We start from the raw sequence: 16,784 nt of genomic DNA, 5'->3' as shown, positions 1-16,784 counted from the left end.
CGAACTTTACTTCGCCAGATCCTTCAACCAGCGGCGTGCCTGCTTGCGGACATTGACCGGAGAGGTTCCGCCGTAACTGGTACGACTGCGAACCGATTTGTCCACGGACAGAACCGAGAAGACTTCTTCCGTGATTTTCGGATCAACCGCCCGCATGTCCTCCAGCGGCACTTTGTGAAGTTCAATACCGCGCTCGACCGCAAGTCCGACAATTCGGCCCGTTACATGGTGGGCGTCCCTGAACGGCATGCCGAGCACCCGGACAAGCCAGTCGGCCAGGTCGGTGGCAGTGGAGTATCCCGAGCCTGCAGCCTTTTTCAGTGCCTTGGTCACCGGTTCCAGATCGCGAACCATACCGGTCATGGCAGCAAGGGCAAGCGAGACACTGGCCAGACCGTCAAAAGCCTGTTCCTTGTCTTCCTGCATGTCTTTGGAATACGCAAGAGGCAGACCCTTCATCATCACCAGCAAGGCCTGCAACGACCCGTAGATCCGGCCACTCTTTGCCCGCACCAGCTCCGCCGCATCGGGGTTTTTCTTTTGCGGCATGATGGATGAACCGGTCGAAAACTTGTCTGAAAGCTTGACGAAACCGAATTGCGCCGAACACCAGACCACGATCTCTTCCGCCAACCGGGAAAGATGCATCGCGGTCAGGGACGCGGCAGCAAGCGCTTCAATGACAAAATCTCGATCGGAAACCGCATCGAGCGAATTCGCAGCAGGCCGGTCGAAACCGAGCGCTTCCGCTGTCATTTTCCGGTCGATCGGAAACGACGTTCCAGCCAGGGCAGCAGCCCCGAGAGGACACTCGTTCATGCGCTTGCGGGCATCACGCACCCGACCCCGGTCGCGAGCGAACATTTCCACATAGGCCAGGAGATGATGGCCAAAAGTGACCGGTTGCGCCGACTGCAGATGCGTAAAGCCGGGCATCACGTCGGATGCATGAGCCTCGGCCTTTTCCGCCAGAACCTGCATCAGCTCGCTCAACTGTTCGTCCAGAGTGTCGAGCGTGTCGCGTACCCAGAGACGGAAATCCGTGGCAACCTGATCGTTTCTGGAGCGCGCCGTGTGAAGTCGGCCTGCCGCCGGACCGATGAGCTCGGCAAGCCGTGCTTCGATATTCATATGAATATCTTCAAGCGATCTGGAAAACTTGAACTCTCCATTCTCGATCTCTGACAGGATTGTGTCTAGACCTTGAACGATCTTGTCTGCATCTTCCCGCGTCACAATGTCTTTTTCTGCGAGCATACGCACATGGGCTTTTGAGCCGTCGATGTCCTGTCTATATAACTTCCGGTCGTAGTCGATGGAGGCATTGATTTCCTCCATGATGGCGTCCGGTCCTTCAGCGAACCGGCCTCCCCACATGCGATTGCTCATGTCCTGTCCTTTAAAAGGCGCCCCTTGCGAGGTGTGAACGAATGACGAAGCCAGATGAACCCGCCAAAGGCTCCAGACGCGGCATTCTTGCCGCCGGTTTGGCAGGTGCAGTAGCTGCTGTAGCGGCTCTATACGTGATCGTTGGTCCGAATGGCAATATTGCCGGTGCGCAAAGCTGTTCCCTGGCCCTTCAATCCGCCAACGCGGCCAAGCCTTTCGCCAAAGGGGATGTCGCTGCCTTCCTGCCGGCAAGCCAGCCACTTGATCTGCAGAATCTGACCTTCAAGGGTCCGGACGACCAGCCGCTCACGCTGACCGATTTCAAGGACAAAACAGTTCTTCTCAATCTCTGGGCAACCTGGTGCGCGCCGTGCCGCGAGGAAATGCCGGCCCTCGACGAGTTGCAGGCCGATTTGGGAGGAGAGGACTTCGAGGTCGTCGCCGTCAACCTGGACCGGGGCGGTCCCGAAAAACCGAAGGCGTTTCTTGAAGAAATCGGCGTCAGCCACCTGACCTATTATCAGGACAGCTCGAACGGCCTATTGAAAGACTTGAGAAAAGTTGCCCGCGCCACCGGATTGCCAACCACGATCCTGATCAGCCCAGAAGGCTGTGAAATCGGCACCATGTACGGCCCCGCCGAATGGGCATCCAGTCAGGCCAAGGACCTGATCCAAAGCGCGATGGGAAAAGAGGGGTCTTGAGCACGGACGGCTTCAGGAGCGGGTTCCGAAAGCCACTGACGGCATGACGGCAAGTGCCGATCCGACGCCTGACAATCGTCAGACGGAAATATCGACGGCCTCGCCCATGCCGGGGATCTTACGGGCTTCACGGCGTGCCTGCGCGTCCTGAGCTTCGTTCAGGCGGTCCGCAACGTCACGCTCCTGCTCATTCTGGTCACGAATGGCGTTGGTCGCCAGTTCGGCACGTACCTTTGCGGCGTCATAAGAAACCGAGGATGAAGTGCTTTCTGATACGCTCGCCATAGTCGATACTCCTCGAGCAATCTCAGGAAAATCGGGAACCGGTTTAAACAAAAACTTAGACCTTCTTCAATTTGGCCGCCCAAAACGGAAATGGTCTAGCACGCGATGAACAAGCAGAGTCTCAGACGGTTATGTCGACCCGTCCACCGAGACCGCTGCCCGCGGCACCTGTTGTAGCCCGGTTTTCCAGTTTCTCCGCTTGACGGCTCAAAGATTCGGCGCGGCTGGCACTGAACTGCGCTTGTCGCTGCACTGTATTCGCAACAGCCTCAGACTGACGGGCCTTGATAGCTTGCGCCTGCTCCGCGACCCGATCCGTTTGCGGTGTGGTCAACGAAGGTTGAAAAGCCTTTGATGTTGTACTTCCTACTGCTTCAGACATCGTGTTTCCAATCACTGGATACGACTTTGAGGCTATTATTACCTGAAGACATAAGTCAAAGGGTAAACCTGAGAAAGTATCGCGAAACGTAATTTGAGAATTACTCTTTACAAAGATCAATTTTTCTTAAAATTGAATCTATTCATTGATAAATATATGAATCAGAAAGAAATTTTCTAAGAGCAACCTTACGGAATGGACGTAAAATTACTCAAGCGCCCGCAATCATAAGTGCGAATTCCATGTGCACACGATTTGAAAAACCGGAACTCTTTTAAGAATTCGAACAACCGAAGGCAGTCAAACAGTAACGTCGACCTGGCTTCCGAGACCTGGGGGAGGGGCTGCTTGCGCCGATTTGAGATTTTCGGCCCCCTCCTGGAGCAAGGCAACAAGGTTTGCGTCCTGCTCCAGCGCCATTTTCATCATTTCGGACTGAAGCGCCTGGCTCGTCTGAGCCTGGGTCGTTGCGGCATATGTGCTGGCAATTCCGACGCTGTCCATGAAAGTCCCCTGGTTGAGAGCGAGGGTAGTCCCCTGCCCTTAAACAAGGGTTAACAATAACTTAAATCTCTGTATTCGATTTTAGTTACCGAGGCGCGACAGCTGCGTCAGCACTTTCCGCTTCACTTTCCCCGAGGGCGTTCGGGGAAGCTGTTCAACAATCCGATAGTCCTTGGGACGCTTGTAATCCGCAAGCTGACTTGTCGCATGGGCAGCAAGATCGTCGACATCGAAACTGTCCGCGTCATGTGGAACGACAAAGGCGGTGATCAGACTGACGCCATCGCGAACCGAGACAGCAGTTACAGAGACCTCATGCACCTCCGGATGAGCGGATAGCGCGCGTTCAACCTCTTCCGGCGCAACCCTGTAACCGAAGGCGTTCATCAGGTCGTCGGCACGCCCCTCGTACCAGTAGTAACCGTCATCATCTTCCTGGGCGCGGTCGCCGGTCAAAAACCAGTCCCCCTTGAAGGCGTCTTCGGTTTCCCGGCTCCTGTTCCAGTATCCAAGCATCAAGCCCGGCTCCTCGCGATGAACCGCAAGAAACCCCACCTCATTGCGGTCGGCAAGCAAAACGTCTTCACACGTTTCGCTCAAGATCGCGACCTTGCGCCCTCTTTGGGGTTTTCCCGGCGAACCAGGTTTCACCGGCACAAGAGGCCCGCTTGAAAGATAGGTCGAGATCTCACTCATCCCGAGTGCTTCATAAAGTTCTCGGCCGGTCTTATCCTTCCAATCCCGATAGAGCACGGCAGGAAGAGCTTCACCAGCCGTTAACCCGTGACGGAGAGCGGGAAAGGCTGACCGGGAGACCTCCCCATACTTCAAAATCCGCCGGTAAAGGCTTGGAACGGCGGCAAACAGGCTTGCCTGACTGCTGTCGAGAACATTCGGCCAGACCTGCGGGTCACGTGGACCGTCATAAACGATGCTCGTGGCCCCGTTTGCCCAGGGGTCCATCAGACCGACACCCAGTGTATAGGTCCAGTTGAATGCTCCGGCATGCAGCAGCCGGTCGGATGAGGAGATACCGTACCAGCCCTGATACATTGGCTGGCGGGCCGCCGCCGCCCTTTGGGCATGAAGGACACCCTTGGGCGTACCGCTTGTCCCGGATGTATAGATGAGAAACGCAGGATCATCAGGTGCAGTTTGCGCGAATGTTCCGGGTGGAGCCTGCTTCAGATCAGCGATTGCCAGCGGACCCCTTACCGGCACACCGGTGTTTTCGGGCAATGCCGTTTTACCGTCATGGAGCACAAGAGCTGCGCCGCTATCGGCCAAAATGGCGGCAGCTTCCTGTGAGGTCAGCAATGCCGACGTGGGAACGGGAACAAAACCACCGGCGATGGCGCCAAAAAACAAAAGCGGAAAGTCACTGGAATGACCGAGTCTCAGGAGGATTCTGTCTCCGGTTTCAAGGTCATGCGCTTTCAGGCCTGCCGCCACGGACAGGACAGCATCTGTAAGACTGCCGAAAGTCCAGTGTTCCAGGACACCGCCATCCGCACCGACCACTTCCAACGCCGCTTTCTCCCGGTTCGGAACGGCGTTGGTTAGACAGTATTGTGCAAGGTTCATCGACAGTTAGCGTGTCGGGACCGGATGATCACCGCGATAGTCATAAAATCCGCGCTGCGTTTTCCGGCCAAGCCAACCTGCCTCGACATACTTCACCAGGAGCGGGCACGGCCGGTATTTGGTGTCTGCAAGACCTTCGTAAAGCACTTGCATGATCGAAAGACAGGTGTCCAGGCCGATAAAGTCCGCCAGCTGAAGTGGCCCCATCGGGTGATTGGCGCCGAGTCGCATCGCCTTGTCGATGGACTCAACGGAGCCGACGCCTTCATAGAGCGTATAGATGGCCTCGTTGATCATCGGCAACAGGATCCGGTTGACCATGAAGGCCGGGAAGTCTTCTGCAACGGCGATCTGTTTTCCAAGACGATCACAAAATGTCTTGGACGCCTCGAAGGTTTCGTCTTCCGTCGCAATGCCGCGCACAAGTTCCACCAGTTCCATCAGTGGAACCGGGTTCATGAAGTGAATACCGATGAAGCGCTCCGGGCGATCCGTTGTTGCCGCGAGGCGGGTAATCGAGATCGACGAAGTGTTGGTTGCCAGAATGGCTTCCGGCTTCAGGATCGGGCAGAGTTGCGAGAAAATTTTCCTTTTGATCTGCTCGTTTTCGACAGCGGATTCGATCACCAGATCCGCATCGGCCAGCAGATCGAGATCTTCAACCAGCTTGATCCGGTCCAGCGCCGCTGTTCTTGCTTCTTCGGTGATCAGGGATTTGGAAACCTGACGGGCCATGTTCCCATTGATCGATGCCAGTCCCGACTCGATCCGCTCCATTGAAATGTCGCTCAATCCCACGTCGAAGCCAGCAAGGGCACAAACATGTGCAATGCCGCTGCCCATCTGACCAGCGCCAATTACTCCGACTTTTTTGATTTCGACAGCCATCCTGAAAAATCCGATCTTTTACAAACACCCCGACGGGCCCGGTTGTGGCTATTTTTGACGAGTCTTGCGCCAAACAGCAAGAACCCCGGAGCGAAAACTATTACTCGCTCCGGGGTTCGGGATCAATTTGCCGCAGGTCTTATTCGACAGCGGCCTTCAATTCCGGCAGAACGTCAAACAGATCAGCGACAAGACCATAGTCAGCGACCTGGAAAATCGGTGCTTCTTCGTCCTTGTTGATCGCAACGATCACCTTGGAATCTTTCATTCCGGCCAGATGCTGGATCGCTCCGGAAATACCGCAGGCAATATAGAGATCCGGTGCAACGACCTTGCCGGTCTGACCTACCTGCCAGTCGTTCGGCGCATAACCGGCGTCAACCGCCGCACGGGACGCGCCGACGGCAGCGCCGAGGGCATCGGCAACAGGCATGATGACTTCCTGGAATTTTTCTTCAGAACCAAGCGCACGACCGCCGGAAATGATGATTTTCGCAGATGTCAGTTCCGGACGATCGGACTTGGAAAGTTCCTCGCCGACAAATTCGGACAAGCCGGAGCCATCCGTACCGGCCACCGTTTCAATCGCTGCCGATCCACCTTCTTCCGCCGCGGCGAAAGTGGAAGTCCGGACAGTGATCACTTTCTTTGGATCACCCGATTTTACGGTCTGGATTGCGTTGCCGGCATAAATCGGACGCTCGAACGTGTCTGCATCAATCACGGCGGTAATGTCTGAAATCTGCATGACGTCCAAAAGAGCGGCAACGCGCGGCAGAGTGTTTTTGCCGTTGGCCGTTGCAGCCGCAACGATCGCATCATAGTCACCGGCCATGCCGACGATCAGATCAGCTGTCGGTTCCGCCAGCTGATGCTCCAGCGCATCGCTTTCAGCAACCAGAACTTTGGCGGCACCGGTCAGTTTCGCTGCTGCTTCCGCGACACCCTGCACGCCTTTTCCGGCAACCAGAACATGAACGTCGGAGCCGAGCGCAGCCGCTGCGGTCATTGCTTTTGCTGTTGCGTCACTCAGCGCACCGCCGGCATGTTCAGCCACAAGAAGTGTTGTCATTTGTTTTCCTCCTGCGACGGGCCCTTAAAGGACACCGGCCTCGTTCTTGAGTTTGTCTACCAGCTCACCGACGGAACCGACTTTGATACCGGCCTCGCGTGCAGGCGGTTCGGTCGTGGTGACCACGGTCAGGCGCGGCGTGATGTCGACACCGAAATCGTCGGGTGTTTTTTCATCAATCGGCTTCTTTTTGGCTTTCATGATGTTTGGCAGCGAAGCATAACGCGGTTCATTGAGACGCAGATCCGTGGTCACGATGGCCGGAAGCTTCAGCTTGACGGTTTGCAGACCGCCATCGACTTCACGCGTCACATCTGCCGTTCCCTCTCCAAGATCGACATTGGAGGCAAACGTACCCTGGCTCCAGCCGAGCAGCGCGGCAAGCATCTGACCGGTCTGATTGCAATCGTCGTCGATGGCCTGTTTACCCAGGATCACAAGTCCCGGCTCTTCGGCTTCAACAATCCCCTTGAGGATTTTTGCAACTGCCAGCGGTTCGGTGATTTCGTCGGTTTTCACGAGAATGCCGCGGTCGGCGCCCATTGCAAGACCGGTCCGAAGCGTTTCCGTTGCCTGTTGCGGGCCGACTGAAACAACAACTACTTCGGTTGCCTTTCCAGCTTCTTTCAGCCGCAGGGCTTCTTCGACGGAAATTTCGTCAAACGGGTTCATGGACATCTTGACGTTGGCAAGATCGACGCCTGAACCGTCCGGCTTCACGCGGACTTTCACGTTGTAGTCGATGACCCGCTTCACGGGTACGAGGATTTTCATTTGGTCTCAACCTCTTGCTGGGCCGGCATTTCACCGCACCGCAGTATCAGGCTTTTCCCGACGGAAATGACGAGGAGTCACAAACGGCGGAATTAAGCCAATCGTGGCGCATGGCGGGGGACGGTACTGACCTGCACAGCGGCTGTCAATTGCGCTATAGGGTCTATCTGAACAATTTGCCGGGCTTGGAAAAAGAAGCGTCGCAAAATCGATAGTTCGGCAATGCAACAATCGCCGAAACCGAGTATTGCCAGTCCAAATTCGAGCTGTCGGTCAGATGCCCGAGGATTGAGGAGAGAACTTGTCGGATACCGGTTCGGCAAAGACCGTCGTCCAGGTTCCGTTTTCTTCCCGGCATGCAGTTCCTTTGATGGAAAGATCCATACCGCCGAAAGTTGTCTGTCTCAGATACTGGCGACACCAATGTCCGCTTGTGCTCTTGTAGGTCTTGATCGGTGTGAGAGTCTCCGACCAGTTGCCTTCCTGACCGATGAAGACAGGCTCGCCACTAACCTTGGTTTCTAGCGCCTCCTGCACGGATTGTGCGAGCAGCATGCGTTCCGTTTCCATATGCGCCGCCAAGGAGGCCACCGCGGTATCCAAACGCGACTGCATCCAGAAATTGGTGAGCATGAAGGTTCCGGCAATCAGCACCAGCGCGGCAGCAATTTGAACAACCGGCAAGGTCCACGCCCTGCGGACATGCGTTCGCGTGGGCAAACCTCGTTTTTCAAATTCGCGATCGATCACGGTTTCAAAGCGATCAAGACTTCCTTGGGGAACGTCAGCCGGAACTGCCCGTTGCAGAAGCGCGTTGTCCTTGGCCATTTTCTGCAGGAATTGCTCGCCCTCGTCCTGCTCACGAATGCTGGCAAGAAGCGCTTCATGCTCCTCGGTTGAACATTCGCCATCAAGAAGCTTGCCGATATCCTCGGCGAGCAGAACTTGTTCGCGTTTTTCGTCAAATGTCATGACAGACCTCCAGGCATGCTGCGGAGTTCGCCTTCCTGCGTGGTATCTTTTGATTCCAAAAATTCTCTCAGCTTCAATCGAGCCCTTGCGAGCCTGCTGGTCACGGTACCGATCGGAACACCCAGTTCTTCCGCGACTTCCTTATAGCTTTGTCCCTCGATCGCAATCTTCAACAGCACCTGACGGTTATCCTCTTCAAGTCGTCCGATAAACGCTTGAACCTTCTGAAGCTCAAGACTGCTGGCAGCAGCCTTCGCACCGTCGAAACTTTCTTCAAAATCAAGCATTGCCAAATCAAACAGCCTGGCGCGATTTGAACTGTCGCGCACCGAATTAAAATAAAGGTTTTGCAGGATGCGGAACATCCAACTGTCCAGGCGCGTCGCAGGATCGAACTGGTCCAAAGACCGAATAGCCCGTTCGCACGTCGTTTGGACCAGGTCGTCCGCCTGATCCGGATTCCGGCATAGTCTCAACGCGAAACTTCTCAGCTTCGGAAGTAATCGGATCATCTCCGTCTTCAGTTGATCATCAGGCAAAGAGTTCTCCGCGACCGCTCCTACGTCAATAACACGTGAAGAGACCTTTTGATCCCGGCTTTTTTTAGACTATGTTCGGGAAGAAGAGAGAGAACCTGGGTGTTGTGCCTACGAAACCAGGAATTCGCCTCGCAATTCCATCCAGACTGCAACCGGTTCAAAAGCCAATTGTTCATGAAACACGCCTGTCAGATCTCATTGCACGACCGCCTCTCTGCGATGTTCCGCGGTCTGTCGGGTGTTATGGCCGCGTCGATGGTGTTCTCTCTCGTCTTCTTTAGCCCCTTGATTGACACGAAGGACACTATCGCCGCGGCCGCACAATCCCGTTCCGACCGCTCAGAGCGAAGTGAGCGCCGGAGCGAACGACAAGCAGAGCGCCGGGCAGAACGGGCAGAGCGCCAAGCCGAACGGGCAGAGCGTCACAGTGAACAGCGCGCTGAGCGTGCTGAACGGCGAAGTGAACGCGCCGAGCGTCGGAGCGAAAGAGCTTCAAGTACATCCGCGAGTACTCCGGGATCGTCACAACCAGGTCCCGATGTAAATCCTGATAAAAACACCAATATATCAAAAGATATAAACAACAATTCCAGCCGCAACGCGAAATCAGGCAATCCTGCCTCACAAAAGCCAGCTTCAGGAACTCTGATTGGCAAGATCTTCGGTGAGCAGAGGTTCAGCGGAGACAGTGAGCCTTCCGGGGGCGCCTTGTCGGAACAGGAAGAACGGGAGGCTATTCAGAACGGGTGGCAATAGATCCAAAGAGCGGGATTGGATTTGACATTTTCTGGATGGCGGCTCTCGTGTCGGGGCCTGATTTTTTTTGGATGCGCAGTTTTACTGTCAGCATGTTCGTTGTTTCCCTATCAGGATTCAACGGCGATGGTCTCCTTGTCGGATGAACCAAGCCTGCCCCTTGCCGATAAATCCCTTGCAGACCTGAATCTGCAGACCGCACTGGAGAAATCCATGTCGGGCAAGTCCGTGCACTGGCAGAACCCCGACAGCGGTACGAGCGGTTCAGTCACGCCGCTCAAGACCTGGAAAACGGCAGAAGGGACCTTTTGCCGTGCCTATCGCGAGAATTTTCAGCTGATTTCCGGAAGAACCGTCAGCCGCGACGGCGTCGCATGCCGGACAGCGGACGCGATCTGGAAATCAACGTAAATCCTGACAATTGCTCAGGAAAGGTTCCGATCAAAAAGCGGAACATCTTTGCGTCGGAAAAAAATCACCAGGATCGCTCCGGCAGCCAGCCCCCCCAAATGCGCTATCCAGGCAACCTGACTGTCACCGGAAATCACCGCATTCACGACCTGATAGAGCACCCAGGCGCCCAGCAACCATTGCGCTGACAGACGCAGGGGTATTCTGCCGAATGCCAGAACCCATACTTTGACGCGTGGGTGCAGCATCAGATAGGCGGCCACGACACCTGAAACCGCACCCGACGCGCCGATCAACGGGACTTCGGAATTTACATCGAGGATCGCGTAGGCATAACCGCCAGCGGCAGCGCAAAGCAGATAGAAGATCAAGTATCGAACATGTCCCATGGCATCTTCGACATTGTCCCCGAACACCCACAGAAACAGCATGTTGCCGATCAGATGCATGAATCCGCCATGCAGAAAGGCGTAGGTAATCAGGGACATCCAGTCCGGTAGAACCTGCAGGTGAGGTGCAAGATCACGAATATCGAACAAAACGACAGGAATCAGCCCATAGGAAAGCGACGAGGCTCCCACGGCCTCGGTTTCTCCAGCCCCTTGAAAAAGAAAGAAAATCACCACATTCAATGCGATTATCGTCAGATTGACATATGGGAAGGGGACATGCTCCAGACGGTTGTGATCATGAAGCGGAATAAACATTTTGCCCCCTGCGTCCTGTGGTCAGTTCTAATACCGGATTAGCGGTTCTGACCCGGAACCCATAAAACGTCCTTTTCGCCCTTGTCGTTCAAGTGGCGCGAGGCAACGAAAAAAAAGTCCGACAACCGGTTCATGTAACGCACGGCTGATGGATTAACCTGCTCACGCGCGGCAAGCTCGACCATGAGACGCTCCGCGCGACGGGAGACCGTTCTTGCCAGATGCAAATGCGCGGCAGCTTTGCTTCCACCCGGCAGGACAAAGGATCGGAGAGGAGAAAGGCCGGCGTTCAGCTCATCGATCGCCTGTTCTATGGCTTCCACCTGAGCATCGGTGACACGAAGTGGTTCGTAACCAAGATCCTGGTCTGTCTCCGGCGTCGCGAGATCCGCTCCAAGATCGAAGAGGTCGTTCTGAATGCGGCTCAGAACGCCGTCGACCTCGGGTGCGGCTTCGCCTGTATGGAGCCTGACAAGACCGACGACCGCGTTGGTTTCGTCAACTGTCCCATAGGCATCGATCCTGAGGTCGTGTTTCGGACGCCGCTCACCCGACCCAAGAGCAGTGGTGCCGTCATCGCCTGTTTTCGTATAGATCTTGTTCAGAACAACCATTTGGCCTCATTCCAGTTCAGGGTCGGTTGAAATTCAGGATTTGGTCGCGGTTTGGCCGAGAACATCCGGTTCAAGAAGCAAATTCGCCCACACGACCTAGTAACCTGTTCCGAAAAAGTAGAGCCCGCCCATCACCAGGACAATAACCAAAAACTGCAATCCGACCCGCCAGCGCATTAGCAATTGGGATCGGTTGGATGGGCCGTTGCGAAACATGTTCCAGATACCGAGCAGCAGGACAATCGCAACCGCGGCCATGCCGACCGGAATGAGTATGTTGATGATCTCAGCCATTTTGTTTCCTTTTCAAACCGGACCGAAACCCGGTCGGATAGCGCGGCACGCACAATTTTCTATTCTTCTTTGTCTGCTGCCCATATGCAGAACCTGTCAAGGAGACTTGTCGGCAGCATCCGCTTTGCCACGGCCATGATGCTTGTCGGTACAGTTACATGATACCGCGCTTTGGGCCGTTTCGCCTCAACGGCATGAATCAGCCTTTTTACGACAGCTTCCGACGGCAACTTGAAAGGCCCGGGCTCACCCGCCTCCATGCGGATCCGTCTCTTTTCGTAAGTTCGCCGGTGCACCGAAGCTTTTAACCCTTCCTCACCGATCCAACGGTCGAAATTGGCAAGGGCATTTTCCGTAAATCGGGTGTCAATCGGGCCGGGCTCGATCAAGGTTACATGCAAGCCGGTACCTTTAAGTTCCTGCCGCAATGTATCTGAATAGGCCTCAAGAGCGAACTTCGACGCGGTATAGGCGCCGCGATACTTCAGAGCGACAAAGCCAAGAACCGACGAACACTGAACAATCCGCCCATTTTTGTTCTTGCGCATCGCTGGAATAAGCCGCCGCGTCAAATCGTGCCAACCGATGAAGTTGGCTTCAAACAGCGCCCGCAATGCGTCGGTCGGAGTGTCCTCAAGGGCACCGGGAACAGCATAGGCCCCATTGTTGAAAACCGCATCCAGCTTGCCGTCCGTCAATTGCAGGACGGTGTCGGCAGCGGCCCTGATGCTGTCTGCGTCTTCGTAATCCAGCCGGTAAGCTTCAAAGCCCTGTGCGGCAAGCCGGTCGACATCCTCTGACTTTCTGGCAGTTGCAAACACCCGCCAGTTTCGGCCACGCAAAATATGGGCGGCAGCCTGACCGATCCCGGACGAACATCCTGTAATCAAGATCGATCGGGGTTGCGGAAAATTCGCGGTTTGGTCAATCATTCAGGGCAATTCCAAAATAGAACAGGCATTAAAGAGGACGTGATTTCAACAATGTCTTCGCGTCCGCAAAGCTCTATCAGATTGGTTCCCCTGAAAGCAATTTCGGAACTGGCCCGGCAAACCCGGCTGCTTCCTTTATGAAGTGGGTTTTCATGCCAGGCATGCGGTCAACCATTCCAAGACCGAAATCCCGAACCGCACGCAGAATATCATTGTCGTTTGAGCACGTCCGTGACAACACCCATCTGGAACGTATCGAAACGGCGCCACCGCTGATATCGCTCGAGCACGTCATAGCCGCCAAGATCCTGCCCAAGCCGACGGGCATCAACCAGCACTTCCGCCAGCGCCGCCACATCCTTGAAGCCGAGATTGAGACCCTGTCCCGCAATCGGATGAATGCCATGTGCGGCATCACCAATCAGAGCAAAGCGCGGTTTTATGAAATCGCGCGCCAGTTTCAATCCAAGCGGAAAGGCCTTGCGCGGTCCGTCAAGTTCGAGTGTGCCAAGGTGATGGCCGAACCTGCGTTCCAGTTCCAGTTCGAAAGTGAAGTCATCCGAACGAACGAGCCTGTCGGCATCAGAGGTTTTTTCGGTCCAGACGAGGGAGGATCTGTTGCCCGGAAGCGGGAGGATCGCGAACGGCCCGGCAGGCAGGAAATGTTCCTCGGCCCGTCCATTGTGCGGCCGTTCATGCTTGACGGTCGTCACGATGCCGGACTGGCCATAATCCCAATTGACTGTGCGGATACCCGCCAGATCCCGGAGTTTCGAGCGCACGCCATCCGCAGCCACCAGCAACCGGCCTTTCAGCTCCGTCCCATCTTCCAGGATCAATTCGACACGATCCGGATGGGTCCGGAACGTATCGGCTGTTCCGGGTGCAAAAAACGAAACACCCAATGCCTTTGCCTCCTTGTAGAGGGCCGGCATCATCACGCCGTTCGGCATCATATGGGCGAACGGCTCTCCTTCCGTCGCCTGACCGTCAAACGTCAGAAAAACCGGCCGGACCGCATCCCGCAACTTGCTGTCGGTGACGATCATTTCATTGATCGGCTGGGCTTTATCTTCGATTTTCTGCCAGATCCCGAGCTGTGTCAGCATTCTGGAAGCAGCTGCCGCAATTGCCGACGCGCGCGGATCCTTATGTAATTCCTTCATTGGCTTCGGATCGACAACGGCGCATGTCAGTCCGGGATCGCCCTGTTTCAGAGCGACCGCCAGAGACAGGCCAACATAACCACCACCGGCAATCACGACATCAAACATGTCCGCGGTTTTGCGTGTCTTTGCCACTGTCATTCTCCTCGCCTTCGGTTTCCCTAAAGGCATCTTGACTTTAACGTCAGGTCCCGTCCAAGAGTGCATTCGCGTTTCTTTTTGAACCACGACCCATTGGCCGGATCAAACGGCCAATTCACCCGGCACACTATCTAACAGGGATCGAGCCGATGAACACGGCCATTGATAACCTTCTTCAAATACTTGACCTTGAACCGCTGGAACGCAACCTGTTCCGTGGTCGCAGTCCCCAGGTTGGCTGGCAGCGTGTGTTCGGAGGTCAGGTGATTGGCCAGGCACTTGTGGCTGCCTCTCGCACAGTTGTTGAAGACCGGCACATTCATTCGCTTCACGGCTACTTTCTGCGCCCTGGCGATCCGCAAGTTCCGATCATCTACGAAGTCGACCGGATCAGGGACGGTGGCAGCTTCACAACACGCCGGGTCGTCGCCATTCAGCATGGGGAGGCAATTTTCTCCATGTCCGCCTCATTTCAGGTTCACGAAAAAGGGCTGGAACATCAGGCCGAAATGCCGGACGTGCCGAAGCCGGAAGACCTGCCGAGCGAGCAGGAGTTGAAAGAAAAGTTCCTCTCAATGGCACCTGAAAACGTCCGCCGGTATTGGGAACGTGAACGGCCGATCGAAATGCGCCCGGTTGATATGACCCACTATTTCAGCAACAAACCATTGCCTGCGAAACAATATGTCTGGGTCCGAGCTACCGGCAGACTTCCCGATGACGAGCGCATCCATCAATGCGTTCTTGCCTACGCGTCGGACATGACATTGCTGGACACATCGCTGTTTCCGCATGGGACGTCGGTCTTCAGCCCGAAAATCCAGGCTGCCAGCCTTGATCATGCAATGTGGTTCCACCATTCGTTTCGAGCTGACGAATGGCTGCTTTATTCAACCGACAGCGTCTCATCTTCCGGTTCACGCGGCATGAACAGGGGCTCCTTGTTCACCATGGACGGAAAGTTGATTGCGTCCACCGCACAGGAAGGTCTGATCCGGCTGCGCAAGAAAGATTGAATCGCCTTGCACGGCCGGTCAGATCAGCGGATCGGACTGGTAAAACCGGAAATTGCCAGCGGATTGTCCGTCATCACCTTCTGGTCGGGTGTGTCTGGCAGCAACGCGCCTGAGAACGCTTCGAACATTTTGCGAACGAAGCCTTCCGGCAGGTCTTTTGTGATGAACACCATGCGCGTGCGATGGTCATCATCCGGCCAGGCTTCAAGCGAGACAGGGGGATGAAACACATGCTGGACACCGTGAATCACCACAGGATGGTCCGGATCCTCGGCCAGCTGGACAATACCTTTCACCCGCAACAGTTTTGGCCCGTGCGCGGAACGCAACAGATCCAGAAACATCTCCAGCGCAGACATTGAAACCGGTCGATCGGTCGCCAATGTGAATGCGCGGATTGTTTCACTGTGCCGGTTCACATCATGATCATGGCCGTGGCCATGCGAGTGATCATGCCCATGGCTGTGCCCGTGCCCGTGCCCGTGCCCGTGATCATTGTGGTGGTGGTGATCGTGCGATGAGACTTCATAAGCTTCAGCATTCAACCAGGCAGCAACATCCGGAATCTTGCTTTTCGGATCATAAAGACCGGTATTGAAAAGAGCATCCGGAGCAGCTTCATCGTCCTGAGCATTGAGACGAACCGCACCTGGATTGAGCAACGCAAGCCTCTGCTTCAAAACCTCAAAGCTGGATGCCTCATCCTCCGACACGACAAGATCCGTCTTGGTGAAAACGAGGCGATCGGCAACGGCCGCCTGCTTGCGTGCCTCTTCATGGTTGTCCAGCGTGGAAAGCCCGTTGATCGCATCGACCAGCGTGATCACGCTTTCCAGCCGGTAGCGCATGACGAGATAAGGATGCAGCATGACCGTATGCAGGATCGGGGCAGGGTCGGCAAGACCGGTGGTTTCGATAACCACTCTGTTCAATCGATCCATCCGGCCGTTGTCGAGACGGCGCAACAGGTTTTCCAGGGTCGTTACCAGGTCGCCCCGGATCGTGCAGCACAGGCATCCGGAAGAAAGTTCCACGATCCCGTCACCCGCCTGATCCACGAAAAGGTGGTCAAGCCCGATTTCACCGAACTCGTTGATGATTACCGCGGTATCCGCCATGGCCGGATCCTGCAGGATCTTGTTCAGCAAAGTCGTCTTGCCGGAGCCCAGGAATCCTGTCAGTACAGACAGCGGAATAGGGGGTTTCGGCTCTTTGCGGCGCGGCTCACCGGTCTCCGATGGAGAAGCCATGACGATAGTCTCCTGAACAGCCGCAACAGTCGACGATTTCTTCCGTTACACCGGAATAGATCGGCATAAACGCTCAGCGGCAAAATACGAACAGCACCGCTAGCATTGTTTTCAGGAGATGGTCAAAGGGATAGAAGCCGGCAAGGCATCAACTTGCATTCAAAACCGGTTCTTCAGCGATATCGACGTCCCGATTGTTTGAGAAAGTCTGTTCTTCAGCTTCGTCTGAAGAAAGGTCCATCGGTGTCAGGTCCTGGACAAGGTCCGTGGCAGCTTCCTCGGTTTCCGGACTTTCCTCATCCTCCGCATCGACCACCATCCGCACTGCTTCGGCTGCTTTTCTGAGCATCGCGATGACCTCTTCAACGTCGGCCCCGTCTTCCAGCTGGTTGGCGGAAAGTTCC

At 55.4% G+C, this 16,784-nt stretch carries 19 protein-coding genes and 1 pseudogene; 3 read left to right on the top strand and 17 right to left on the bottom strand.

Going from position 1 to position 16,784, the window contains the following annotated elements; translation table 11 throughout:
• Positions 1-6 precede the first annotated feature (6 nt).
• Positions 7-1,389: an argininosuccinate lyase gene (argH, locus tag K5905_RS08895; protein ID WP_297582662.1), complete on the bottom strand. Its 1,383-nt coding sequence runs from the start codon at positions 1,387-1,389 to the stop codon at positions 7-9.
• A 41-nt stretch (positions 1,390-1,430) separates the two neighbouring features.
• Here argH and K5905_RS08890 point away from each other — a divergent pair, with 41 nt between their 5' ends.
• Entirely contained in the window at positions 1,431-2,093 is a 663-nt protein-coding gene (locus K5905_RS08890; RefSeq protein WP_297582659.1) for a TlpA disulfide reductase family protein, read from the top strand.
• A gap of 78 nt (positions 2,094-2,171) precedes the next feature.
• Here K5905_RS08890 and K5905_RS08885 read toward each other — a convergent pair whose 3' ends face one another.
• The 9 genes from K5905_RS08885 to K5905_RS08845 all read right to left on the bottom strand — a co-directional run bounded on the left by K5905_RS08885 (position 2,172) and on the right by K5905_RS08845 (position 9,066).
• Positions 2,172-2,378, bottom strand: coding sequence for a hypothetical protein (locus K5905_RS08885; protein WP_297582656.1), 207 nt, complete (start codon positions 2,376-2,378; stop codon positions 2,172-2,174).
• A 121-nt stretch (positions 2,379-2,499) separates the two neighbouring features.
• Positions 2,500-2,760 (bottom strand): hypothetical protein, encoded by a 261-nt coding sequence (locus K5905_RS08880; RefSeq protein ID WP_297582653.1) that lies wholly within the window; start codon positions 2,758-2,760, stop codon positions 2,500-2,502.
• A 300-nt stretch (positions 2,761-3,060) separates the two neighbouring features.
• Entirely contained in the window at positions 3,061-3,264 is a 204-nt protein-coding gene (locus K5905_RS08875) for a putative motility protein (protein ID WP_297582651.1), read from the bottom strand.
• 81 nt (positions 3,265-3,345) lie between these two features.
• A complete protein-coding gene (locus K5905_RS08870; RefSeq protein ID WP_297582650.1) occupies positions 3,346-4,848 on the bottom strand; it encodes an acyl-CoA synthetase in 1,503 nt (500 codons plus the stop codon).
• Between the two features lie 6 nt (positions 4,849-4,854).
• On the bottom strand, positions 4,855-5,736 hold the full coding sequence (locus K5905_RS08865; RefSeq protein ID WP_297582649.1) for a 3-hydroxybutyryl-CoA dehydrogenase: 882 nt from the start codon (positions 5,734-5,736) through the stop codon (positions 4,855-4,857).
• A 139-nt stretch (positions 5,737-5,875) separates the two neighbouring features.
• On the bottom strand, positions 5,876-6,808 hold the full coding sequence (locus K5905_RS08860; RefSeq protein WP_297582648.1) for an FAD-binding protein: 933 nt from the start codon (positions 6,806-6,808) through the stop codon (positions 5,876-5,878).
• A gap of 24 nt (positions 6,809-6,832) precedes the next feature.
• Entirely contained in the window at positions 6,833-7,582 is a 750-nt protein-coding gene (locus K5905_RS08855) for an electron transfer flavoprotein subunit beta/FixA family protein (protein ID WP_297582646.1), read from the bottom strand.
• Positions 7,583-7,855: 273 nt separating this feature from the next.
• A complete protein-coding gene (locus tag K5905_RS08850) occupies positions 7,856-8,554 on the bottom strand; it encodes a hypothetical protein (RefSeq protein WP_297582645.1) in 699 nt (232 codons plus the stop codon).
• On the bottom strand, positions 8,551-9,066 hold the full coding sequence (locus K5905_RS08845) for a sigma-70 family RNA polymerase sigma factor (protein ID WP_297582643.1): 516 nt from the start codon (positions 9,064-9,066) through the stop codon (positions 8,551-8,553). Before K5905_RS08845 ends, K5905_RS08850 begins: the two co-directional genes overlap by 4 nt.
• A 909-nt stretch (positions 9,067-9,975) precedes the next feature.
• On the opposite strand from K5905_RS08845, the gene K5905_RS08840 reads away from it, so the two are divergent.
• Complete coding sequence (locus K5905_RS08840; protein WP_297582642.1) at positions 9,976-10,260, top strand: RT0821/Lpp0805 family surface protein; 285 nt, start codon at positions 9,976-9,978, stop codon at positions 10,258-10,260.
• Positions 10,261-10,274: 14 nt separating this feature from the next.
• Here K5905_RS08840 and K5905_RS08835 read toward each other — a convergent pair whose 3' ends face one another.
• The 5 genes and pseudogenes from K5905_RS08835 to K5905_RS08815 form a co-directional block, all read right to left on the bottom strand.
• Positions 10,275-10,967, bottom strand: a complete 693-nt coding sequence (locus tag K5905_RS08835; RefSeq protein ID WP_297582639.1) for a rhomboid family intramembrane serine protease — start codon at positions 10,965-10,967, stop codon at positions 10,275-10,277.
• Between the two features lie 38 nt (positions 10,968-11,005).
• Positions 11,006-11,581: a cob(I)yrinic acid a,c-diamide adenosyltransferase gene (locus tag K5905_RS08830; RefSeq protein ID WP_297582636.1), complete on the bottom strand. Its 576-nt coding sequence runs from the start codon at positions 11,579-11,581 to the stop codon at positions 11,006-11,008.
• Between the two features lie 96 nt (positions 11,582-11,677).
• Positions 11,678-11,875 carry a twin transmembrane helix small protein gene (locus K5905_RS08825; protein ID WP_297582633.1) on the bottom strand — a complete coding sequence of 66 codons (198 nt, stop codon included), beginning with the start codon at positions 11,873-11,875 and terminating at the stop codon, positions 11,678-11,680.
• Between the two features lie 59 nt (positions 11,876-11,934).
• A complete protein-coding gene (locus tag K5905_RS08820) occupies positions 11,935-12,807 on the bottom strand; it encodes an SDR family oxidoreductase (protein WP_297582630.1) in 873 nt (290 codons plus the stop codon).
• Positions 12,808-12,883: 76 nt separating this feature from the next.
• Positions 12,884-14,114 (bottom strand): annotated as a pseudogene (locus tag K5905_RS08815) (ubiquinone biosynthesis hydroxylase).
• A 149-nt stretch (positions 14,115-14,263) separates the two neighbouring features.
• Between K5905_RS08815 and tesB the strand changes: the two are divergent.
• The gene (gene tesB, locus K5905_RS08810; protein WP_297582627.1) at positions 14,264-15,130 is read left to right on the top strand and encodes an acyl-CoA thioesterase II; all 867 of its coding nucleotides are present in this window, start codon (positions 14,264-14,266) and stop codon (positions 15,128-15,130) included.
• A gap of 23 nt (positions 15,131-15,153) precedes the next feature.
• Here tesB and K5905_RS08805 read toward each other — a convergent pair whose 3' ends face one another.
• Positions 15,154-16,380: a GTP-binding protein gene (locus K5905_RS08805; protein ID WP_297582624.1), complete on the bottom strand. Its 1,227-nt coding sequence runs from the start codon at positions 16,378-16,380 to the stop codon at positions 15,154-15,156.
• A 148-nt stretch (positions 16,381-16,528) separates the two neighbouring features.
• The coding region (locus K5905_RS08800; protein ID WP_297582622.1) for a hypothetical protein at positions 16,529-16,784 on the bottom strand (256 nt) is incomplete at its 5' end.

The sequence above is a fragment of the Roseibium sp. genome, from assembly GCF_025698965.1.
Classification (GTDB): domain Bacteria; phylum Pseudomonadota; class Alphaproteobacteria; order Rhizobiales; family Stappiaceae; genus Roseibium.
The sequence above is the reverse complement of the archived record's forward strand: the minus strand, read 5'-3'. Positions and strand labels throughout refer to the sequence as shown.

Excerpts from the sequence above, each read along its gene's own strand:
- argH (WP_297582662.1), bottom strand. The coding sequence starts at position 1,389 with ATGAGCAATCGCATGTGGGGAGGCCGGTTCGCTGAAGGACCGGACGCC.
- K5905_RS08890 (WP_297582659.1), top strand. The coding sequence starts at position 1,431 with ATGACGAAGCCAGATGAACCCGCCAAAGGCTCCAGACGCGGCATTCTT.
- K5905_RS08885 (WP_297582656.1), bottom strand. The coding sequence starts at position 2,378 with ATGGCGAGCGTATCAGAAAGCACTTCATCCTCGGTTTCTTATGACGCC.
- K5905_RS08880 (WP_297582653.1), bottom strand. The coding sequence starts at position 2,760 with ATGTCTGAAGCAGTAGGAAGTACAACATCAAAGGCTTTTCAACCTTCG.
- K5905_RS08875 (WP_297582651.1), bottom strand. The coding sequence starts at position 3,264 with ATGGACAGCGTCGGAATTGCCAGCACATATGCCGCAACGACCCAGGCT.
- K5905_RS08870 (WP_297582650.1), bottom strand. The coding sequence starts at position 4,848 with ATGAACCTTGCACAATACTGTCTAACCAACGCCGTTCCGAACCGGGAG.
- K5905_RS08865 (WP_297582649.1), bottom strand. The coding sequence starts at position 5,736 with ATGGCTGTCGAAATCAAAAAAGTCGGAGTAATTGGCGCTGGTCAGATG.
- K5905_RS08860 (WP_297582648.1), bottom strand. The coding sequence starts at position 6,808 with ATGACAACACTTCTTGTGGCTGAACATGCCGGCGGTGCGCTGAGTGAC.
- K5905_RS08855 (WP_297582646.1), bottom strand. The coding sequence starts at position 7,582 with ATGAAAATCCTCGTACCCGTGAAGCGGGTCATCGACTACAACGTGAAA.
- K5905_RS08850 (WP_297582645.1), bottom strand. The coding sequence starts at position 8,554 with ATGACATTTGACGAAAAACGCGAACAAGTTCTGCTCGCCGAGGATATC.
- K5905_RS08845 (WP_297582643.1), bottom strand. The coding sequence starts at position 9,066 with ATGATCCGATTACTTCCGAAGCTGAGAAGTTTCGCGTTGAGACTATGC.
- K5905_RS08840 (WP_297582642.1), top strand. The coding sequence starts at position 9,976 with ATGGTCTCCTTGTCGGATGAACCAAGCCTGCCCCTTGCCGATAAATCC.
- K5905_RS08835 (WP_297582639.1), bottom strand. The coding sequence starts at position 10,967 with ATGTTTATTCCGCTTCATGATCACAACCGTCTGGAGCATGTCCCCTTC.
- K5905_RS08830 (WP_297582636.1), bottom strand. The coding sequence starts at position 11,581 with ATGGTTGTTCTGAACAAGATCTATACGAAAACAGGCGATGACGGCACC.
- K5905_RS08825 (WP_297582633.1), bottom strand. The coding sequence starts at position 11,875 with ATGGCTGAGATCATCAACATACTCATTCCGGTCGGCATGGCCGCGGTT.
- K5905_RS08820 (WP_297582630.1), bottom strand. The coding sequence starts at position 12,807 with ATGATTGACCAAACCGCGAATTTTCCGCAACCCCGATCGATCTTGATT.
- tesB (WP_297582627.1), top strand. The coding sequence starts at position 14,264 with ATGAACACGGCCATTGATAACCTTCTTCAAATACTTGACCTTGAACCG.
- K5905_RS08805 (WP_297582624.1), bottom strand. The coding sequence starts at position 16,380 with ATGGCTTCTCCATCGGAGACCGGTGAGCCGCGCCGCAAAGAGCCGAAA.